This is a genomic window from Enterobacter sp. 6722112, from assembly GCF_058661685.1.
The window spans coordinates 2,696,088-2,716,596 of the sequence record NZ_JBZWGR010000007.1; the positions used below are offsets into that span (position 1 = coordinate 2,696,088).

The 20,509-nt window shown below is 58.5% G+C and carries 17 protein-coding genes; 6 read left to right on the forward strand and 11 right to left on the reverse strand.

Translation table 11 applies throughout. The features are described 5' to 3' along the window. Positions 1–212 precede the first annotated feature (212 nt). Together trhP and yegS are read left to right on the forward strand one after the other, a co-directional pair. Positions 213–1,574 (forward strand): prephenate-dependent tRNA uridine(34) hydroxylase TrhP, encoded by a 1,362-nt coding sequence (trhP, locus tag AC4OVU_RS14330; protein ID WP_017383261.1) that lies wholly within the window; start codon positions 213–215, stop codon positions 1,572–1,574. Positions 1,575–1,822: 248 nt separating this feature from the next. Next, a complete protein-coding gene (yegS, locus tag AC4OVU_RS14335; protein WP_015572360.1) occupies positions 1,823–2,722 on the forward strand; it encodes a lipid kinase YegS in 900 nt (299 codons plus the stop codon). Between the two features lie 69 nt (positions 2,723–2,791). On the opposite strand, the gene AC4OVU_RS14340 is transcribed toward yegS, so the two are convergent. From AC4OVU_RS14340 to dalD, 10 genes are all read right to left on the reverse strand, one after another. Then, positions 2,792–3,565, reverse strand: a complete 774-nt coding sequence (locus tag AC4OVU_RS14340; RefSeq protein WP_110292757.1) for an ABC transporter ATP-binding protein — start codon at positions 3,563–3,565, stop codon at positions 2,792–2,794. Between the two features lie 9 nt (positions 3,566–3,574). Then, positions 3,575–4,435 (reverse strand): ABC transporter ATP-binding protein, encoded by an 861-nt coding sequence (locus tag AC4OVU_RS14345; RefSeq protein ID WP_110292759.1) that lies wholly within the window; start codon positions 4,433–4,435, stop codon positions 3,575–3,577. After that, positions 4,407–5,312 carry an ABC transporter permease gene (locus AC4OVU_RS14350; RefSeq protein ID WP_015572358.1) on the reverse strand — a complete coding sequence of 302 codons (906 nt, stop codon included), beginning with the start codon at positions 5,310–5,312 and terminating at the stop codon, positions 4,407–4,409. The genes AC4OVU_RS14345 and AC4OVU_RS14350 overlap by 29 nt, the downstream gene beginning before the upstream one ends. Then, the gene (locus AC4OVU_RS14355) at positions 5,309–6,346 is read right to left on the reverse strand and encodes an ABC transporter permease (protein ID WP_017693076.1); all 1,038 of its coding nucleotides are present in this window, start codon (positions 6,344–6,346) and stop codon (positions 5,309–5,311) included. Before AC4OVU_RS14355 ends, AC4OVU_RS14350 begins: the two co-directional genes overlap by 4 nt. Then, entirely contained in the window at positions 6,343–7,959 is a 1,617-nt protein-coding gene (locus tag AC4OVU_RS14360) for an ABC transporter substrate-binding protein (protein ID WP_491928723.1), read from the reverse strand. The genes AC4OVU_RS14355 and AC4OVU_RS14360 overlap by 4 nt, the downstream gene beginning before the upstream one ends. Before the next feature lie 33 nt (positions 7,960–7,992). Continuing rightward, positions 7,993–9,147, reverse strand: coding sequence for a mandelate racemase family protein (locus AC4OVU_RS14365; protein ID WP_015572356.1), 1,155 nt, complete (start codon positions 9,145–9,147; stop codon positions 7,993–7,995). Positions 9,148–9,444: 297 nt separating this feature from the next. Further along, entirely contained in the window at positions 9,445–10,110 is a 666-nt protein-coding gene (locus AC4OVU_RS14370) for an HAD family hydrolase (protein WP_015572355.1), read from the reverse strand. A 44-nt stretch (positions 10,111–10,154) separates the two neighbouring features. Beyond that, positions 10,155–11,432 (reverse strand): RbtT/DalT/CsbX family MFS transporter, encoded by a 1,278-nt coding sequence (locus AC4OVU_RS14375; protein WP_214606680.1) that lies wholly within the window; start codon positions 11,430–11,432, stop codon positions 10,155–10,157. Positions 11,433–11,499: 67 nt separating this feature from the next. After that, positions 11,500–12,963 carry a xylulokinase gene (gene xylB, locus AC4OVU_RS14380; protein WP_015572354.1) on the reverse strand — a complete coding sequence of 488 codons (1,464 nt, stop codon included), beginning with the start codon at positions 12,961–12,963 and terminating at the stop codon, positions 11,500–11,502. A 9-nt stretch (positions 12,964–12,972) separates the two neighbouring features. Then, positions 12,973–14,340, reverse strand: coding sequence for a D-arabinitol 4-dehydrogenase (dalD, locus tag AC4OVU_RS14385; protein ID WP_017693073.1), 1,368 nt, complete (start codon positions 14,338–14,340; stop codon positions 12,973–12,975). A gap of 211 nt (positions 14,341–14,551) precedes the next feature. Between dalD and AC4OVU_RS14390 the strand changes: the two genes are divergently transcribed. Beyond that, positions 14,552–15,499, forward strand: a complete 948-nt coding sequence (locus AC4OVU_RS14390; RefSeq protein ID WP_023295033.1) for a sugar-binding transcriptional regulator — start codon at positions 14,552–14,554, stop codon at positions 15,497–15,499. Here AC4OVU_RS14390 and AC4OVU_RS14395 read toward each other — a convergent pair. Then, positions 15,496–16,527: a LacI family DNA-binding transcriptional regulator gene (locus AC4OVU_RS14395; RefSeq protein ID WP_032654226.1), complete on the reverse strand. Its 1,032-nt coding sequence runs from the start codon at positions 16,525–16,527 to the stop codon at positions 15,496–15,498. The genes AC4OVU_RS14390 and AC4OVU_RS14395 overlap by 4 nt on opposite strands. 162 nt (positions 16,528–16,689) lie before the next feature. Between AC4OVU_RS14395 and AC4OVU_RS14400 the strand changes: the two genes are divergently transcribed. From AC4OVU_RS14400 to AC4OVU_RS14410, 3 genes are all read left to right on the forward strand, one after another. Further along, the gene (locus AC4OVU_RS14400) at positions 16,690–17,439 is read left to right on the forward strand and encodes an SDR family oxidoreductase (RefSeq protein ID WP_017693070.1); all 750 of its coding nucleotides are present in this window, start codon (positions 16,690–16,692) and stop codon (positions 17,437–17,439) included. A gap of 11 nt (positions 17,440–17,450) precedes the next feature. Further along, positions 17,451–19,058, forward strand: coding sequence for an FGGY-family carbohydrate kinase (locus AC4OVU_RS14405; RefSeq protein ID WP_047062496.1), 1,608 nt, complete (start codon positions 17,451–17,453; stop codon positions 19,056–19,058). Positions 19,059–19,154: 96 nt separating this feature from the next. Beyond that, a complete protein-coding gene (locus tag AC4OVU_RS14410; RefSeq protein ID WP_491928724.1) occupies positions 19,155–20,462 on the forward strand; it encodes an RbtT/DalT/CsbX family MFS transporter in 1,308 nt (435 codons plus the stop codon). The last annotated feature ends 47 nt before the right edge of the window (positions 20,463–20,509 follow it).

A 20,509-nucleotide genomic window follows, 5' to 3' on the forward strand; every position in this document is an offset into this window, starting at 1 on the left:
CAGCCCTCTCCCTCAAGGGAGAGGGGGCCGTCTGTGCAGGCATTATTTTGTGGGGAACCCTCAGCCCCAAAGGGGAGAGGGTTAGGGTGAGGGGCAAAGCTTTACCTCTCTTCCCCGCAGCGCTACAATGCCCGCCCTTAAAGTGGGGGATCTCCCCTTACCGCTGCACCAGGTGCACGCGGATCTGACCTGTCATCAGAACGAGAACAAACATGTTTAAACCGGAACTCCTTTCCCCGGCGGGAACGCTGCAAAATATGCGTTACGCTTTCGCCTATGGTGCCGACGCCGTTTACGCGGGCCAGCCGCGCTACTCGCTGCGCGTGCGTAACAACGAATTCAACCACGAGAATCTTCAGCTCGGCATCAATGAAGCGCATGCCCTGGGAAAAAAATTCTACGTGGTGGTGAACATCGCGCCGCACAACGCCAAGCTGAAAACGTTCATTCGCGACCTGAAGCCGGTCGTGGAGATGGGGCCGGACGCGCTGATCATGTCGGACCCGGGTTTAATCATGCTGGTTCGGGAGAACTTCCCGGAGATGGACATTCACCTCTCGGTGCAGGCTAACGCCGTCAACTGGGCAACGGTGAAATTCTGGAAACAGATGGGGCTGACCCGCGTCATTCTGTCCCGCGAGCTGTCCCTCGAAGAGATCGAAGAGATCCGCACCCAGGTGCCGGATATGGAGATCGAAATCTTCGTTCACGGCGCGCTGTGCATGGCCTACTCCGGCCGCTGCCTGCTCTCTGGCTACATCAACAAGCGTGACCCGAACCAGGGCACCTGCACCAACGCCTGCCGCTGGGAATATAACGTTCAGGAAGGCAAAGAAGATGACATCGGCAATATCGTGCACAAACACGAGCCGATCCCGGTCACCAACGTTGAGCCAACGCTGGGTATCGGCGCGCCTACCGACAGCGTGTTTATGATCGAAGAAGCCAAACGTCCGGGCGAATACATGACCGCCTTCGAAGACGAGCATGGCACCTACATCATGAACTCCAAAGATCTGCGCGCCATCGCACACGTCGAGCGTTTAACCCAGATGGGCGTACACTCCCTGAAAATCGAAGGCCGCACCAAGTCTTACTACTACTGCGCCCGTACCGCACAGGTGTATCGCAAAGCCATCGACGATGCCGCCGCCGGCAAACCGTTCGACACCAGCCTGCTGGAAACGCTGGAAGGTCTGGCGCATCGCGGCTATACCGAAGGTTTCCTGCGTCGTCACACCCACGACGACTACCAGAACTACGAGCATGGCTACTCGATTTCCGAACGCCAGCAGTTTGTAGGCGACTTCACCGGCGAACGTAAAGGTCCGCTGGCCGCCGTCGCCGTAAAAAACAAATTCACTAAAGGCGACAGCCTGGAGCTGATGACGCCTCAGGGCAACATGAACTTCCGCCTGGAGCACCTGGAAAACAAAAAAGGTGAGGCGATAGAGGTCGCACCTGGCGACGGCCATGTGGTCTGGCTGCCGGTTCCTGAAGAGGTAGAGCTGGAGTTTGCGCTGCTGATGCGTAATTTTGAAGGTGAAAATACCCGAAATCCACACGGCAAATAGTCAATCAACGGGATTTTTTCACGCTGGGATAATTCTTAGAATCGGATCACATACCGCTTCGTTCAATACGGGTATTATCCCCCCGCTGAAAAACATAACCCATAAATGCTAGCTGTACCAGGAACCACCTCCTTAGCCTGCGTAATCTCCCTTACGCGGGCTTATTTTTTGCCTTTCATCCTGTTCTTACCCGCTTTTTCCTTCTCTGGGATACACTCTTTCTATAGTTAAAAAAGGGAGCAACCCGGATGGCATCCTATCCAGACAGTTTATTAATTCTCAATGGCAAAAGTGCAGGCAACGATCTGTTGCGCCAGGCGATCACCGAATTGCGTGAAGATGGCGCGCGCATTCACGTGCGGGTGACCTTTGAAAAAGGCGATGCGGCACGCTATATCGACGAAGGCATCAGGTTAGGCGCTGAGACCATCATTTCAGGCGGCGGCGACGGAACAATCAACGAGATCGCTGGCGCGCTTATTGACCTCAACACAGCACATCGCCCGGTGATGGGCATTTTACCGCTCGGTACCGCCAATGATTTTGCCACCAGCGCCGGCATACCTGAGGATTTAGGCAAAGCGCTGCAACTGGCTATCCTCGGGAAAGCGACCGCCGTCGACATCGCGCAGGTGAATGAAAGAACCTGCTTTATCAACATGGCAACGGGCGGTTTCGGCACGCGGATCACCAGCGAAACGCCGGAGAAGCTGAAAGCCGCGCTGGGCGGCGTCTCGTACCTCATTCACGGCCTGATGCGCATGGACACCCTCAAGCCCGACAGTTGTGAAATCCACGGTGAGAACTTCCACTGGCAGGGCGACGCGCTGGTGATTGGTATCGGCAACGGACGTCAGGCAGGCGGCGGACAGCAGCTTTGCCCGGAAGCCCTGATTAATGATGGTCAGCTACAGCTGCGCATTTTTACTGGCGACGGGCTGCTGCCCGCGCTGTTTACGACGCTGACGCAGCCAGAGGAGAGCCCCAATATCATCGCCGGGAAATCCGCGTGGTTTGAAGTGATCGCCCCACACGGCATGACCTTTAACCTTGATGGTGAACCGCTGAGCGGAGAGAAATTCCGCATCGAAGTTGTTCCGGGCGCGTTGCAGTGCCGATTACCGCCGGATTGTCAGCTCTTGCGCTGATGGTTTGCCGGGTGGCGGCTACGCCTTACCCGGCCTACAGGACCGATCGCGTAGCCGCCACCCGGCTACCTAATACACCGCCACCTCCCGCGCCATCTCGCGGGAATACTGCTGTGAGGCATTGACCAGCATCCGCGTATAGTCGGTTTTGGCCTGCCCGGCGACCAGTTCGTCCACCGTCAGGCTTTCAAGGATTTTGCCATACTGCATTACCGCCACCTTCTGACACAGATGGGCAATCACGCCCAGATCGTGGGTGACCATCAGGTAGGTCAGGTTCGACTCACGCTGAAGTTCCGCCAGCAGGTTGAGGATTTCCGCCTGAACCGAGACGTCCAGCGCCGAGGTAGGTTCATCCAGCAGCAGCACCTGCGGCTCCAGAATCAGCGCCCTGGCAATCGCCACGCGCTGGCGCTGCCCGCCGGAAAGCTGGTGCGGATAGCGATCGCGAAACGCCCGGCTAAGCCCAACTTTATCCAGCAGGGCGTGAACGCGCCGCTCCCGATTTTTTATGCGTTGAATGTGCAGCGGCTCTTCCAGAATATCGCCGATGGTGTGACGCGGATGCAAAGAGCCGTACGGATCCTGAAATACCATCTGCACCCGGCGGCAGCGTTCCTGGCTGATACGTTTTTCCAGCCGCTTGCCGTTAATCGCCAGCTCGCCCTCCCAGTGGGTAAACAGCCCGGCAAGGCATTTCAGCACCGTGGTTTTGCCCGAACCGGACTCCCCCACCAGGCCGTAAATCTCGCCGTCCCTCACGCTGATATTCACATCGTCCAGCACCTGATTACGCTTCTCGCCCTCGCCAAACGTCAGGTTAAGGTGTTGTATCTCGATCATCTCTGCTCCTTACTCGGTGAGCCAGCTGGCCTGACGCTGTAATACCGGCAGCGTCGGTCGGCGATGGTTGATTTCCGGTAGCGCGCTGATGAGCCCCTGGGTGTAGGGATGCCTGGCGTTGTGCAGATCCTTCGCGGCAATCGACTCCACCACCCGTCCGGCGTACATCACCAGCACCCGGTCGCAGAAGCTGCGCACCATGTTGATGTCGTGGCTGATAAAGATCAGCCCCAGACCGCGGGACTGCACCAGGTCGTCGAGCAGGCCCAGCACCTGCAAACGCACCGACACGTCCAGCGCCGAAGTCGGCTCGTCGGCAATGACCAGCTCGGGATCGGCGATCAGCATCATGGCGATCATGATGCGTTGCCCCTGCCCGCCGGAAATCTCGTGCGGACAGAGGTGATACACCCGCTCCGGCTGGCGAATGCGCACCACGTCGAGCATCTCCAGCACTCTGGCTTTGGCTTCCGCCTTGCGCCCCGGATGATGGGTCAGCCAGGCTTCGGCAATTTGGTCGCCCACGCACACCACCGGGTTAAGGGAGTATTTCGGGTCCTGCATGATCATCGAGATGCGCTTGCCGCGAATGCCGCGCATCTGCGCCTCGCTGACGGCCTGTAAATCGACATCGCCAAACTGCATCCGCGCCGCGCGGATCTGCGCTTTGGCCGGATGCAGGCGTAGCAGCGCCCGCCCGACGGTGGATTTACCGGAACCGGATTCACCGACAATCGCCAGCTTTTCGCGTCCGAGCTGGAAAGAGACGCCGCGCACCGCGTGGGTGACCGCGTCGCCGTTGATAAAATCGACGTGGAGATCGCGCACGTCGAGCATCGGGTTATTCGCTACGAGGATCGAGGATGTCACGCAGGCCATCTCCTAAGAAGTTGAACGCCAGACTGTTGATCAGGATCGCCAGCCCCGGAATAGTCACCACCCACCAGCACTCCATCATGTAGGTACGACCGCTGGAGATCATCGCTCCCCACTCCGGCTCCGGCGGCTGTGCGCCAAGGCCAAGAAAGCCCAGCCCGGCGGCGGTGAGAATGATCCCCGCCATGTTCATGGTGATGCGGATAATCACTGACGGCAGGCACAGCGGGACAATGTGACGCCACAGTACGCGCACCGGGGAAGCACCCTGAAGCCGCACGGCGGAGATAAAATCGGCCTGGCGCAGAGAGAGGGTTTCGGCGCGCGCCAGACGGGCAATCGGCGGCCAGGCGGTGAGCGTAATCGCAATCACCACGTGCTCCAGCCCCGGCCCGAGCGCCGCGACAAACGCCAGCGCCAGCACCAGGCTCGGGAAGGAGATAAAGATATCGGTGACGCGCATCAGCACCGCGTCCACCCTGCCGCCGAAGTAGCCTGCGGTCACGCCCAGCAGCAGCCCCAGCGGGCCAACGGTCACGGAGACCAGCAGCACGATGTAGAGCGTGATGCGCGCGCCGTACACCAGCCGGCTGAAGATGTCCCGGCCAAACTCGTCGGTGCCGAACCAGTGCAGTGCGTTCGGGGCGACCAGCGCGTTATTGAGGTCCTGCACCAGCGGGTTGTACGGCGCGATCAGCGGGGCAAACGCCGCCACAATCAGCAGCAGCAGGATAATCCCGCCGCCGATGGCGGTGAGCGGATTGCGCGCCATCTTGCCGACGAAGCCCGCGGCGCGGCCCAGCGTGCGTCTGATACGCTGGCGGCGTTCGGATGGCCCGGTCCCCAGCGGCGAATCCAGAGAAACGGTCATGATTTCGTCCTCGGGTCAAAGAGTTGATACAGCATGTCGGAGAGCAGGTTCAGCATCACGAAGATGACCCCCACCAGCAGCACGCAGCCCATGACCGCGTTCATATCCCCGAGCAGCAGGCTGCCGGTGAGATACGAACCGAAGCCCGGCCAGGAGAAGACGGTTTCAATCAGCACCGCCCCCTCCAGCAGCGAGCCGTAGGCCAGCGCCACTACCGTCAGGAGCTGCACGAGAATGTTGCGAAACGCGTGATTCCAGATCACCTGACGTTCAGTTAAGCCCTTCACCCGGGCAGTGATAATGAACTCCTGCGACAGCTGCGCCAGCATGAAGCTGCGGGTCATGCGGCTGATATAGGCCAGCGAGTGGAAGCCAAGCAGCGACGCGGGCAAAACCAGATGGTTAATGGCGTTCCAGAACACCGCGCCGTTCCCGGCCAGCAGCGCATCCACCGTCATCAGTCCGGTGCGGCGTGGGACTACCCCCTCCAGTCCGAGATCCAGACGTCCCGCGCCTCCCACCCAGCCAAGCCAGGCGTAGAACAGCAGCAGCCCCATCATCCCGACCCAGAAAATCGGCGTGGAATAACCCGCCAGACTGATGATGCGCACCACGTAGTCGGAAACGCTGTTGCGCCGCGCCGCCGCCAGTACGCCCAGCGGAATGCCCAGACCCGCACCGACGATAATCGCCATCGTCGCCAGCTCGAGCGTCGCCGGGAAGACGCGCAGAATATCGGCAGTCACCGGTTTACCCGTCAGCAGGGCATTGCCCAGATCGCCGTGCAGCAGGTTATTGAGGTAAATACCGAACTGAGCCAGCAGCGACCGGTCGAATCCCAGCTGGTGATAGACCTGCTGATAGGTGCTGTGGTCGGCATCCGGTCCGACAATCGCCAGCACCGGATCGACGGGCATTACGCGGCCGATGAAAAAGGTCAGCAGCAGCAGACCGAACAGCGTCACCACCACCTGCGTTAACCGCTTTGAGAAGCGCCGGGTCCGTGAGCCGGGCGCGAGAATTGCCACACTCATTTGTCACCTCCGGTTTTGTAGACGTCGCGCAGGAAGGTGGTGGCCGACGGGTGCGACTGGAAGTTCTTCACCTCGTTACGCACCACCACCGAATCGACCATCTGTGACAGGGGGATCATCGCCGGGATCAGCGCGTCGTAGCGGACCTGGATCTGCTGGTAGTCGGCGATCTGTTTTTCCGGATCGCGCTCCAGCAGGGCCTTGTCGATCATTTCGTTGAGCGGCTTGTCGTAGAAGCTGGTACGCCAGCCCTGGAAGTTGGTCAGACGGGCTTCATCGCTGTTGTCCGGGTTATAGACCAACGCCCGCAGGCTGGAGTGCGGATGGGGTTCGACGCCGCTACCGCCGCGCCCCACCAGCATGTCGAACTTGCGCTCGCGCATTGCGCCGTAAATCTGGTTCCCGGTGCCGGTGATGATTTTGGCGTTGATGCCCGCCTGCATCAGCGTCGACTGCACGGCGATGGCGATATTGAGGAACGGCTGATCCGCCAGCACCCGCAGGGTGGTGTCAAACCCGTCCGGGTAGCCCGCCTCCGCCAGCAGCTTTCTGGCGCGCGGGATATCGAGCCTATAGCCCGGGTCCGGCAGCGTGGACGGCATACCCGCCTTGATCGGGCGCTGGTGCAGCACGCCGTAGCCCGGCATCAGCGCGCTGTTGATGCCCTGATAGTCAATCAGATAGCGCACCGCTTCGCGCACCTTCGGGTTAGCGAAATGGGCCTCTTTCATGCTCATCGCCACGTAGTACACCGTGCCTTTCTGCACGGCTTCGACGGTGAGCTGCGGGTCTTTGCGCAGGGCGTTAATGTCCGCCACCGCCATGTTGTTGGCAACGTCGAGGTCGCCTTTCTCAATCATCAGGCGCAGGGTTTGTGACTCCTGGAAATGACGCAGCACCACCCGGCTCATTTTGGGTTCTTCCCGCCAGTATTGCGGGTTGCGCTGCATGCGCAGCACATCCTTCGCCTGCCAGGTTTCCAGCATAAACGGGCCGGAACCCGCTTCGTTGGTGGTAAGCCAGCGGTTGCCCCAGTCGTTATTCACCGCGTGCTGCTGCACCGTTTTGCTGTCGAGCACGCCGAGGTTGCCGAGCGCGTCGAGGGAGTAGATCACCAGCTGCGGATCGTTAGGCTTAGGCAGAACAATTTGCACCGTGTAGGCATCGGGGGCGCTGATTTGGCTGTCGATGTTTTGCTTAGAAAATCCATACGACTTCCACACCGAGGCCTGGGCAAGGTTGAGGTGCAGCAGACGGCGCATCGACCAGACCACATCCTCCGCCGTGAGCGGGTTGCCAGAGTGGAATTTAACGTCGTCACGCAGGTGAAAGGTGAGGGTTTTACGGTCCGGCGAAATATCCCAGGACGTCGCCAGCGCGGGCCTGACGTTGGTGAGCGCGTTCGGGTCCAGCTCCACCAGCGAGTCGTAGAGATTGACCACAATGCCGACCACTTCGTTACCGGTCATTGCCGACGGATCGAGGGTCAGCAGGTTATTCATGTTCATGCCGATGATGAGCTGGTCGGGCGGCGTTTTCGCGTACGCCGCACCGCTCCCCATCATCAGCGAGAGCGCGAGCAAGCACGCCCCGGCTAAGGGAGATCGTTTCATGTATATATCGCCTGTAGGGTACGTTTTTATCTGTCAGTCGTGGCTGACGGTATTGGCTTCGATATATGCAAAATTAATGTCTTCGCCCAGTCCCGGGCGGGTCGGCAGACTGACCATGCCGTTTTCGTCCATCGGGTCCACCAGGCTGTTGAGGTACGCCGCCGGTTGGTCGTAGTCGAGGAACGGGTGCAGCAGGCCGCGCTCGTACCAGCGGCAGTTTTTGATGGCGCCAATCACCGCCAGGCTGGCCGCGCCGTTGCCGTGTATTTCGCAGTCCATGCCAAAAGATTCCGCCAGGTTCGCCACCTTCAGCGTTGGGGAAATGCCGCCCACGCCGTTCGACCCTGCGCGCAGGATGTCGCAGGCTCCGGCTTTGATCCAGTCAGCACGGCTGTGGTGCTTTCCGCCCAGGCTTTCCGGCCCGATAACCGGAATCGAGAGGTTCTCCGCCAGCCACGCGTAGGAGGCCATGCTCTCCTCTTCCATCGGCTCTTCAAACCAGGCGAAGTCAAGCTTTTCCAGCGCTTTGCCGATGTACAGCGCCTCGGTACGGCTGTACCAGTGGTAGCCGTCAATCATCAGGTCAATGTCCGGGCCAACCGCTTCACGCACGGCGGCACAGGCTTTGACGTCCATCTTTGGATTGGGGGCGAAAGAGACCGGCGGCATCCAGGTGTGCAGCTTGATGGCCTTGTAACCGCGCGCCACCAGCTTTTCGGCAAAGCTGGCGTACTCCTCTGGCGTGGATAATCCGCCCGGCAGATCGTCGCCGCACATGGTGCTGCCATAGGCCGGCACCTTATCGCGATAGCCGCCAAGCAGTTTCCAGACCGGCAGGTTGAGCTTACGGCCAATCAGATCCCACAGCGCCTGTTCAACGAAGCCCAGCGCACGCTCGGTCAGCTGATGCGCGCTTCCCCGCTGCCAGTGCGCCAGATCCTGCCAGATGCGTTCCCGGTTGAATGCGTCCTGCCCCACCAGCACTTTGCGAAAGAAGGTATTGACCACAAAGGGGCGCACCACTTCCGGCGGCGCGAACGAATATCCGCGGGTGCCCTCTTCTGCCGTGATGGTCAGCATCGCCATTTTGGCCATGCTCTCCGGCCCAGGATGCGAATGCCCCGCGGCGTCAGAGACCCGACGCGTCGGGTACTGAAAAACGGTGACGTTTACAGATTCAATTTTCATTATCGGTCCTTAAGTCCGGCGATAAGCCCAGAAGCAGAAAATGACAAAGGGGTTTTATGATTTTAAAAATGCGTTTCAGTATGTAATTTAAGCATAAAAAATCAGCACGTCCTCGGACAAAACGCGTTAAGGAGAGGCTATTTTTTGGGCATATGCACGGTCGGACGTGACAATTTTCACAAAAGCGCGGGGAAATGTGAGGTTGATCGGGAGACGTTATTTGAAGGTAAGCGCAGAAGCAGGAATATGCTGACCGGCAACAACCCGCGGAAACTTCTGCGCTTACAAATCAGTCAACTAACCCGCTTCCGGGGCTGGAACGGCAAGCGTTTCCAGCAGCGCATGCATAGACGCATACCGGCCACTGGCATTGTTAAAGCTGGCATGATGGCACGCTGGCGAGACGATGAGGGTTTTGAGCCCCGCACTAAGGGCGGCACGGTAGCCGCTCTGGCTGTCCTCAATCACTATACACTGCGAGGCCGTCAGGCCTAATTTTCGCAGCGCCGAGAGATAGACGGCAGGGTGCGGTTTTCCGTAGCGTTCATCGTCGGCGCTGCAAATGACCTCAAAATAGTGACCCATCCTGAGTTTCTTAAGCACCGCATGCACGATTTCATGCGACGAAGAGGTGGCAAGTGCAATCCGGTAACCTGCCTCACGAAAATACGACATCACGTCGTAGATGCCCTCTATCGCTTTGCCTTCCCGGCCAATCAGTTCGATGATGCGCAGACGAATGGCCGCTTCAATCATTTCAGGATCGGCCTCAAGTTTGCAGTATTCGCACCAGGTCCGGGCAATCTCATCCAGCCGCTTGCCTTTCGTCAGTGACTCACACTCTTCGTCGCTGACCTCAGCACGCCAGCCTGCCAGAGCTGCTTTCTGCGCCTGACGCCACAGGCCTTCGGAGTCAATGATGACGCCATCCATGTCAAAAATTACCGCCTTAACATCCATCATACGTCTCCGTGAATGGCCCGACGCTGCCGTCAGGCCTGAATAAATTACGAAATTCCGACCGTTTCACCCTTACAGGTTTCCTGACGAACAAACCCAGGCTGTTCAACCCGAATAAACGGACACAGGATGAAGGCCACGACATACAGCGCCGTGTAGGCAATGACCACGCCGAGCGTGCTGAACCAGGGCAGCAGCACCACGGCAATCGCCGGCGCAAGAAAGTTAGACAGACCGGCTGACAGGTTATACACCGAAATCGCCGCCCCCTTGTGCCGCGGCTCCAGCGCCGGGAACACCGCCGCCATCGGTACGAAGGCCGCCACAAAAATCCCCAGCGCGATGGCCGGGACCAGCGCCATGGCAAAGTTATGCCCGAAGTGCTGCGGAATGTAGTAAAACGCCAGGCTCGAAAGCGCCATCCCGATGCAGCCAAACCAACGCACCACCCGCATCCAGCCCATTTTTTCCGCCACCACGCCCCAGAAGACGTTCGAGAAGATGGTGGTGAAGAAGAATACCGCCCAGACCTGAAGCCACTCGGAGGTGGTGAAGCCCAGTTCGTCAACAAACATCATCGGCATGATGACGGCAAACCCGAACAGGGAGAGGGTGTTGATGATACGCACCATGCTGGAGAGCAGAATACTGCGGTTGGTGTAGAGCAGCGTCGCCGCACGGCCCAGCTCGGCGATTTTTTCCCGGGTGGAGAGAGTCTGCATATGCCGTGGCGTTTCCACCTTACGCATAGAGACCAGCGCAATGATCCCGCCGGTTACGCAAAACGCCAGCGCCAGCCACAGGGTGCCCATCTCCCCGATGTGCGGAATGGTAAAGCTCGGAATGTAGCTGCCGAACACGCCGATGCCGATAGAGTAAACCGCCCAGAACCAGCCCAGCGCCGCGCTGGTACTGTCGCTGCGAACGTTATGCACAATGGCGACGATAAAGGCATAGAGGAACAGCGGATAGGCCAGGCCGCGGATTCCGTAGAACAGCAGAATTAATGCGTAATTTGCCTGACCCAGACCAAAAACGAGAAACAGGACGTGGAAAACGCACCACAGGACGAAGCCAATCAGCATGGTTTTTTGCGGGGTGATGATTTCAGCCACCACGCCGGAAATCCATGCGGAGAGCGCCGCCGCGAGACCGTAGAGCGTGAAGGCGAAAGAGGCTTCAGCAGGCGTGAAGCCCAGCGCCTTAATATAGTGCGACAGGAATGCCAGCTCGAAACCATCGCCCGTCATAAAGACCGCGATAGCGATATACCCCCAGACCAGACTCAGGGGTAATCCCAGCCATTGTTTGTTATTTAACGACATATTGACCTCGTTTTTAGGGTACAGGGAACCGCTCCGGCAGCATCACCGGAGGGTCTTTGCCACAGAATTATGGGTTTCGGTAGTTCAGGTCGTTTTGGTAAAGCGCGTTAAACTGCTGGTAACGCGTCATCAGCGCACGGTGGCGCGCCGGATCGCTGCGCCAGGTTTTATAGACTTCAGGTTTTTCGCACACGGAAGCCAGCGGCTTACCGGCTGCGAGACAGGCCAGCCGTGCAGCCCCCAGCGCACCGCCGGTTTCGCCGCCCTTATGCGTCACCACCGGCATCGCCAGAATATCGGCCAGCAGCTGGGCCCAGAAGGGGCTCCGCGCCCCGCCGCCGACGAGGGAGCACTGTTCAATCTGCGTGCCGCTCTCCTGCAACACGCGAAGGCCATCGGCAATACCGAAGCTGACGCCTTCCAGCACCGCATACCCCATCAGCGCACGCTGGCTGGAGTGCGTTAGCCCCCAGAACATGCCCCGAGCACAGGGATCGTTATGCGGCGTACGTTCCCCGGAAAGGTACGGCAGGAACATCGGCGCGCTCGCTTTCTCCGCATCGCTTAGCTGGGCGATCTCCTCAAGCAATGCCAGCTCCGTGACGCCCACCAGACGGCAAAACCACTGTAGACAACTGGCGGCGCTTAACATCACGCTCATCTGATGCCACAGGTTTGGCAGCACGTGACAGAACGCGTGCACGGCAGACTGGGGCGCCGGACGGTAGGCATCTGTGACCACAAACAGCACGCCGGAGGTGCCCAGCGAAATAAACGCATCGCCCGGCGAAACGGCCCCAACCCCTATCGCGCTGACGGCGTTATCTCCCCCGCCGCCGGCAACGATAACCGAGGGGTTCAGACCCCACCGCTGCGCTACCGCAGGTTCGAGTAGCGCCGAGACCTCACACCCTTCCACCAGCGCAGGCATGGCGGCACGCGACAGCCCACATTTTTCCAGCAGTGCATCCGACCAGTCTCGTTTTCCCACATCCAGCCACAGCGTCCCTGCCGAGTCCGACATATCAGAGATTTTTTTTCCGGTCATTTTGAAGCGCAGATAATCCTTCGGCAGCAGCACGGTGGCGAGACGGCTGAAGTTCTGCGGCTCATGACGGCGCACCCAGAGCAGCTTTGGTGCCGTAAACCCCGGCATTGCCAGGTTCCCCGCCACCTGGTGCAGCTCGGGCGCCATCTCTTCCAGCTCTGCGCACTCCTGCGCGCAGCGGGTGTCATTCCACAGGATGGCCGGACGCAGGGGTTCACCCGCGGCATCCAGCAGTACCGCACCGTGCATCTGTCCGGAAAGGCCAATGGCTTTTATCGCCTGCCAGTGGTGGCCGCACTTCTCCCGGAGGGTGGCAATCAGGTATTCGGTTGCCTCCCACCAGGCTTCCGGCGATTGTTCAGACCAGTGCGGCTTCGGACGCTGTATCGTCAGCGGCGCGCTATGGGTAGCGACAACGCCGTTGTTTTCGTCAATGACCAGCGCCTTTACTTCTGATGTGCCAAGATCGATGCCCAGATACATACCCACCTCTCACTTAATCAGCGCGTAGACGTCAGCGATTTTTTCACGCAGAAGCGCGGCAAAATCTTCCCGGCCGGTCAGATCGCCAAACAGGGCGGTATCGCTGGCATATCGGGCTATCGGATCGTCCGATTCGAACATCGCATGTACCGCAGAGGCGTTGAGGATACCGTCCTGGTATTCATATGGCAGCTTGCCGTGATGCCACTGCTCCATATAGACGTAGAACAGCGCAGGCAGCATAGCGGTAGCGTCAGGACGTACGCCGCGCTGGTAACATTCACGCAGCGTTGGGGCTATCATCGCCGGGATCTTCGAGAACCCGTCGGCCGCGACGCGCTGGTTGGTGTCCTGAATCCAGGGGTTGGTAAAACGCTTAAGCACCACGTCGCGGTAGGCTGGCAGATCGATGCCATTATCTCCCAGGCAGGGAATGACATCTTCCGTCACGTAGCGGTCGGCAATCTTGTAGATAAACTCTGTCAGCGTGCTTTCATGGATATACTGCTGCCCGACCAGAGTACCCGCCCAGGCGATACAGCTATGGGAGGCATTGAGGATGCGGATCTTCGCCTCTTCATAAGGGATGACGGATCCCACCAGCTCCACGCCCACCGTTTCCAGCGCGGGACGAACGTCGCGGAAATTGTCTTCAATCACCCACTGAATAAAGCGTTCCCCCATAACCGGGGCGTTATCGTCTATGCCCGTCCGGGCCTTAATGCGCGCCGGGAGATCGGCCGCTGGACGCGGTGTGATGCGATCCACCATGGTATTCGGACAGGTCGCATTAGCGCTCAGCCAGTCGATGACCCTCTGTTTGCCGCTGAGGGTTAAGAATTCAATCAACCCGTCGTGGAAGCGCTCGCCGTTATGCCGCACGTTGTCACAGTTAAGCAAGGTTACCGGACCCGCTCCGTTCGCCATACGCGCTTCGAGGATGCGGGCAATTGTCCCGTAGATGGTTTTACAGCCGCCCTTAATATCGCTCGCCAGATCGGCATTGGCCACATCCAGCCTGTGGCTGGTATCCAGATAGTAGCCCCCCTCCGTCACGGTAAACGCGATGACCCGAGTCTGCGGGTTCGCCCCTTCGGCAATCAGCGGCTGCAAATCCGCCTGCCACGGGATCAGCGTCTGAATCGAGGCGATCTCTTCATAGTCTCTCTCGCCTTCCGGGCTGACGGTCTCCAGTACATATCGCCCCTTCTGCGCGGCCAGCGCCTGCACCACATGTTCAGCATCGTTGCGTATGTTGCCCGCAGCGATGTGCCAGCGCGTATCGCCGCCGGCAATCAGGCGATGCAGATACCACGCCTGATGCGCACGATGAAAAGACCCCAGCCCAATATGTAGCCATGTGTATTTCTCGGTCATTGTTCTGTTCTCCAGTGAGGTTATGGCTGAACTGTAGATGATCATTTGATTAAAATAAGAGCTACAGATCACAAAAGAACAAATGACCATTCAAATAACAAATGACCAATAAAGAGCAAACCGCTTGCCTCAGCGCGGAGCACCCGCCAGAATGACAGACAATTGTTGTGGGTGTTGACCGCCCTCAACCCCACTCTTGAGGCAGGGAAACGTGAGCAAAGAAGATGACATCAGGCTCGATCAAAAAGTGCGGGCGGCATGGATGTATTACATCGCCGGGCTTAATCAAAGCGAAATTGCCAGCCAGCTCGGCACATCAAGACCGGTGGTGCAGCGGCTGATTGCCGCCGCGAAAGAGGAAGGCATTGTCTCGATTGGGCTTCATCACCCTGTCGCTAACTGCCTCGATTATGCGCAACTTCTCGCGGAAAAATATCACCTGACCCACTGCAACATTGTGCCCGTCTACCGCAATGAAAGCGCGCTGGATAGCGTGACGTTTGGCTGTTATCAGCTGATGGCCCGCTACCTGCAAGGTGATAAACCCACGGTTGTCGGAATTGGCTCCGGACTGACGCTAAAAAAAACCATCAAGCGTATCGATTTTGACAGCCACAACACCCGCTGTGTCGCCCTGATCAGCGCCATGAACGAGCACGGGCAATGTAACTATTACGATGATGTGCCGTTGCTGCTGGCGCGTAAAATTCAGGGAAAATATTACCAGTGGCCGGCGCCGCGCTATGCTCAGTCCAGCGAGGAGCATGAGATGTGGTGCTCAAACCGCCTGTTCCGTAACGTCTGCGCCGTGGCGGATGCGGCCGATGTGATTTTTGTCGGCATCGGGGCGCTGGGCAGGCAGAGCCCTATCTTCAAAGACGGGTTTATCGATGAGGCACAGCTGGAAGAGTTGACCCAGCGCGGTGGCGTTGGCGAAATACTCGGACGCTTTATCGATGCCGACGGCAACGTCATCGACAGCCAGATTAATCGCTTTATTACCAGCTACGATATTCGCCAGAGCCAGTGTCCACGTATTGCGGCCGCCTGCGGCGAGGATAAACGCCCGGCGATCCTTGCCGCCCTCAAAGGCGGCTGGGTAAACGGTCTGGTGACGGATGAACAGACCGCGCGCTGGCTGCTGACGCGTCAGGGCTAGCCCGTGACGCTCTGGCTGCCAATCAGTTCCGGTGGGATCTCAATACGCCTGACCGAGGTATCACCGGAATCGAGAATTTCAAATACCTTCTCCAGCATCGCCGGGACGTCCTGGCGCACCATGTCGATATCATGTCCCAGCAGAGAGACAAATGGGTCCCAGTCAAAACAACCCATCGGCGGCTGATTTTGGCCGGTCTGCCCGTATTGGGCCAGCCAACGTACCACCCCCTCCAGCGAAATGGTCGAATTGACAAACAGCCCCTTTAGCGCCGTCGATGGCGACGGGAAGGTGGCTCTGAGCTGCTCCTCCACGCGCGATGACGAGTACCCGGTGACCAGCAGCTGCTGTTCCGGAACGGTCAGCCCATGGGCCTGATGGGCATCAAGGAACCCGCGCAGGCGCTCTGCGGTGTTGTTATCACTCCGGCGTCCGCCCACGAAGGTCAGCGGAGCCAGCGAACCAAACCGTTTAAAGCTGCTGGCGAGGATCCGCTCTGTCAGCATCTTCGCGCCGCCGTAGTTATCCGAAATGATAGAGGGCGCCAGGGTACCCGGCAGATCAAGATTTAGCGTAGGTACGCCCGCCTGATGACAGAGTTCAGCAATTTTGTCCGGGTGTGTCGCCCCCGTGGCAATGACCCAGTCAACCTGCCAGGAGAGCATGGCACGGGCGGCATCCAGCTCGAGTTCCGGCTGTCGGCGTGTGCAGGTAATAATCGGCAACAGCCCTCTGGCACGCGCCATCTCTTCGAATTTTTCCGCTATAGAGCCGAAATAGCGGTTGTCATATTTCGGCACAATCATGCCGATAACGTTCGATTTCTTGCTGCGCAGCAGGCTTGCCTGACGGTTAACCGCGTAGCCCTGCTCTTGTGCAATGCGGGTTACCTTCTCTGCCAGGCTGGCGCTGATGCGGCGTTTCTTCCAGTTGCCATTCAAAATAGCACTCACCGCGCTGGCAGAAACGCCGGTGAGTTCCGCCAGATCGTAAATGGTCGTTTTCTTCGTTTTCTCAACGCGCGTCACAAAATCGCCTCTTCATTTTGAATGTCTCTTGCTGGAGAAATAAGCAAGTGCTAGATCTGCTTCATCGATTGAGCAGTTTGCTTCACGCGTCAGTCAGAACCCCCGTTCTTCACGCGAAAGCAGACACACCCTAAAAATCATCTCTGCATAAAGGATTATAAAATGAATCACTCTGTCCCCTCCATGAATAGTTCCCTTCAGGGCAAAGTCGCTGCTATCACTGGCGCCGCCTCAGGTATTGGCCTGGAGTGTGCAAAAACGCTGCTCGGCGCTGGCGCTAAGGTGGTGTTAATCGACCGGGAAGGCGAAAAGCTTCAGCGCCTTGTCGCCGAGCTGGGCGAGAACGCGTTTGCCCTGCAAATCGATCTGTTCAAACCCGAGCAAGTCGACGCGATGCTGAGCGACATTGTCGGCCTCGCCGGCGGCCTGGATATTTTTCACGCCAATGCAGGCGCCTACATCGGCGGGCCGGTTGCTGAAGGCGACCCGGACGTCTGGGATCGCGTACTGAACCTGAATATCAACGCCGCCTTCCGCTGCGTTCGCGCCGTACTGCCGCATATGATTGCGCAGAAGTCAGGCGATATTATCTTCACCAGCTCCATTGCGGGCGTGGTGCCGGTTATCTGGGAGCCGATCTACACCGCGTCCAAATTTGCCGTTCAGGCGTTCGTGCATACCACCCGTCGTCAGGTCGCGGAACATGGCGTACGCGTCGGAGCCGTTCTGCCTGGGCCGGTAGTGACGGCTCTGCTCGACGACTGGCCGCAGGCCAAAATGGATGAAGCGCTGGCAAACGGCAGCCTGATGCAGCCGATTGAAGTCGCAGAATCGGTGTTGTTCATGGTGACCCGTTCGAAGAACGTTACCGTCCGGGATCTAGTGATTCTGCCTAACAGCGTCGATCTTTAAGGGCCGTAAGGATGAAGAGTACACCAGAAACCGTTATCGGCGTAGACGTCGGCTCCGGCAGCGTTCGCGCGGGCATTTTCGATCTCAGCGGCAGGCTGCTTTCCCACGCGACGCAGAAAATTGCCACCGTGCACCGCAGCGGAAGCCGCGTGGAGCAGTCCAGCGCCGAGATCTGGCAGGCCGTTTGCCGCTGCATCCGCGAGGCGCTGGCGCGCTCCGGGACGACTCCGCAGAGCGTTGCCGGCATCGGGTTTGACGCCACCTGCTCGCTGGTGGTGTTGGACAACAATGGCGAACCGCTGGCGGTCAGCCCTGACGGTGAAGCGGAAAACAATATCATCGTCTGGATGGATCACCGTGCGACAGACCAGGCGGAGCGCATCAACGCCACCCATCATCCGGTGCTGGACTACGTTGGCGGGAAAATATCGCCCGAAATGGAGACGCCCAAGCTGCTGTGGCTGAAAGAAAACCACCGAGAGGTCTACGATCGCGCCTGGCAATTTTTCGATTTGGCCGATTTCCTGACCTGGCGCGCGACCGGCGATGTCACCCGTTCCATCTGTACCGTAACCTGTAAATGGACGTGGCTGGCCCATGAGAATCGCTGGGACCCGGACTATTTCCGCACCGTTGGCCTGGACGAGCTGGCCGGAGAAGATTTTGTCCGCATAGGGCAGCATATTGCCGCCCCCGGCACCCCTTGCGGCGAGGGCTTAACGGAGCAGGCCGCGCGTGAGATGGGCTTGCTGCCAGGCACGCCGGTGGCGGTAGGGTTAATTGATGCCCACGCTGGCGGCATCGGGACGTTGGGCGTTGGCGGCGGCGCGCTGAACAATCTTGCGTATGTCTTTGGCACCTCATCGTGCACCATGACCAGCGCCGAGAGCGCCGTTTTTGTGCCCGGCGTTTGGGGGCCTTATTTTAGCGCGATGGTACCTGGACTGTGGCTGATTGAGGGCGGACAAAGCGCCGCGGGTGCCGCTATCGATCGGTTATTAAGTTTCCATCCTGCCGCACCGCAAGCGCGCCAGCTGGCACAGGAGTCAGACCTGCCGCTGCCGGTTTACCTGGCGGACAGGCTTTTACAGACCTTCGCCACCGCCTCAGAGGCGGTGAACCTGGCAGCAGGACTGCACGTGGTACCCGAATTTCTGGGTAACCGCGCGCCCTTTGCCGATCCCCATGCGCGGGCCACGATCTGCGGGCTGGGCATGGAGAACGATATCAATAACCTGATGGCACTGTATGTGGCCGGTCTGTGTGGTATCGGTTACGGTTTGCGACAAATCATTGACGCCCAGCGTGAATGCGGCGTACAGACCGAAAATATCGTTATCAGCGGCGGCGCGGGCCAGCACCCTTTCGTTCGCCAGCTGCTGGCAGATACCTGCGGGCTACCGGTGTTAGCGACCCAATGCAGCGAACCGGTATTACTGGGTTCGGCCATTCTCGGGGCGGTGGCGGGAAATATAGCGCCTTCAGTGACCGATGCCATGAAACAATTTACCCACGTGGATAAATATTTCTATCCGCAAGCGAACTATCAGTCCCTTCATCTGCGTCGATACGAGGCTTATAAGCAGTTACAACAGACTGCGACAGTAATCAGAGAATAAATACACGTCAGTATATTTAGAGAAAAAGACAATAAGAAAACTCACGCCGGAATATTTCCGGTGTGGGCTTACCTGTACGCTACAAACGAGGTCAATATGTCCGAAATAAATAAACAGTGGCTGGGATTGCCGCTGAACCTGCTATGGGGATATCTGGCGATCGCGGTCTTTATGACGGGTGACGGTTTCGAGCTGGCATTCCTGTCGCACTATATTAAATCACTGGGCTTCACGCCTGCTGAAGCCTCTTTCGCCTTCACGCTTTACGGTCTCGCGGCGGCGCTCTCCGCGTGGATCTCCGGCGTGGTGGCTGAAATCATCACCCCGCAAAAAACCATGCTGATTGGCTTCGTCCTGTGGTGCGTTTTCCACGTCCTGTTTCTCGTTTTTGGTCTGGGTCAGGCAAATTACGCATTAATTCTGCTGTTCTATGGGATCCGCGGTCTGGCCTACCCGTTATTTTTGTACGCCTTCATCGTGGTCATTATTCATAATGTGCGTAGCGATAAATCCAGCTCGGCGCTGGGCTGGTACTGGGCGGTTTATTCCGTAGGTATTGGCGTGGCGGGCAGTTATATTCCGAGCTTTACCATTCCGCACATCGGGGAGATGGGCACCCTGTGGCTGGCACTGGCGTTTTGTCTGGCGGGGGGAGTCATCGCCATAGTATCCCTGCGCAGCGTCAAAACCCCAACGCACATGCATAATCTCTCCACCCGGGAAAAAATCGCCGAGCTGGGCCGTGCGGCGACGCTGCTCTACACCAACCGCAGTATTCTGCTCTCCAGCATGGTGCGTATCATCAACACCCTCTCCCTGTTCGGGTTTGCCGTCATCATGCCGATGATGTTTGTTGACGAACTGGGCTTCACCACCTCCGAGTGGCTTCAGGTCTGGGCGGTATTCTTCTTCACCACCATCTTCTCGAACGTCTTCTGGGGCGTGGTGGCGGAAAAAATGGGCTGGATGCGGGTGGTGCGTTGGTTTGGCTGCATCGGGATGGCGCTCTCGAGCCTGGCGTTTTACTACATTCCGCAGCACTTCGGGCATAACTTTGCCATGGCGCTGGTCCCGGCCATCGCGCTGGGGATTTTTGTGGCGGCCTTCGTACCGATGGCGGCGGTGTTCCCGGCGCTGGAGCCGCGGCACAAGGGGGCGGCGATTTCGGTGTATAACCTGTCAGCCGGCCTGTCTAACTTCCTTGCGCCGGCGATTGCCGTGGTGCTGCTGCCCTGGTTCAGCACGCTCGGTGTGGTCATCGCCTATACGGTGCTTTATCTGCTGGCTTTTGTTCTGTGTGCCTTTATCCGCGTCACGCAGCCGGGCTTAGAAAAAGCAAATAGCAGCAAGAGAGGGATGGCGGGTCTGCTGAATACTCCTCATCCTGAAACGCTGAAGGAGTAAGCGAGAGAACTTTCCTGCCGGGTCACGCTTATCCCGGCAGGAAGATG

Coding starts and splice junctions, on each gene's coding strand:
- trhP (WP_017383261.1), top strand. CDS start 213: ATGTTTAAACCGGAACTCCTTTCCCCGGCGGGAACGCTGCAAAATATG.
- yegS (WP_015572360.1), top strand. CDS start 1,823: ATGGCATCCTATCCAGACAGTTTATTAATTCTCAATGGCAAAAGTGCA.
- AC4OVU_RS14340 (WP_110292757.1), bottom strand. CDS start 3,565: ATGATCGAGATACAACACCTTAACCTGACGTTTGGCGAGGGCGAGAAG.
- AC4OVU_RS14350 (WP_015572358.1), bottom strand. CDS start 5,312: ATGACCGTTTCTCTGGATTCGCCGCTGGGGACCGGGCCATCCGAACGC.
- AC4OVU_RS14355 (WP_017693076.1), bottom strand. CDS start 6,346: ATGAGTGTGGCAATTCTCGCGCCCGGCTCACGGACCCGGCGCTTCTCA.
- AC4OVU_RS14360 (WP_491928723.1), bottom strand. CDS start 7,959: ATGAAACGATCTCCCTTAGCCGGGGCGTGCTTGCTCGCGCTCTCGCTG.
- AC4OVU_RS14365 (WP_015572356.1), bottom strand. CDS start 9,147: ATGAAAATTGAATCTGTAAACGTCACCGTTTTTCAGTACCCGACGCGT.
- AC4OVU_RS14370 (WP_015572355.1), bottom strand. CDS start 10,110: ATGATGGATGTTAAGGCGGTAATTTTTGACATGGATGGCGTCATCATT.
- AC4OVU_RS14375 (WP_214606680.1), bottom strand. CDS start 11,432: ATGTCGTTAAATAACAAACAATGGCTGGGATTACCCCTGAGTCTGGTC.
- xylB (WP_015572354.1), bottom strand. CDS start 12,963: ATGTATCTGGGCATCGATCTTGGCACATCAGAAGTAAAGGCGCTGGTC.
- dalD (WP_017693073.1), bottom strand. CDS start 14,340: ATGACCGAGAAATACACATGGCTACATATTGGGCTGGGGTCTTTTCAT.
- AC4OVU_RS14400 (WP_017693070.1), top strand. CDS start 16,690: ATGAATCACTCTGTCCCCTCCATGAATAGTTCCCTTCAGGGCAAAGTC.
- AC4OVU_RS14405 (WP_047062496.1), top strand. CDS start 17,451: ATGAAGAGTACACCAGAAACCGTTATCGGCGTAGACGTCGGCTCCGGC.
- AC4OVU_RS14410 (WP_491928724.1), top strand. CDS start 19,155: ATGTCCGAAATAAATAAACAGTGGCTGGGATTGCCGCTGAACCTGCTA.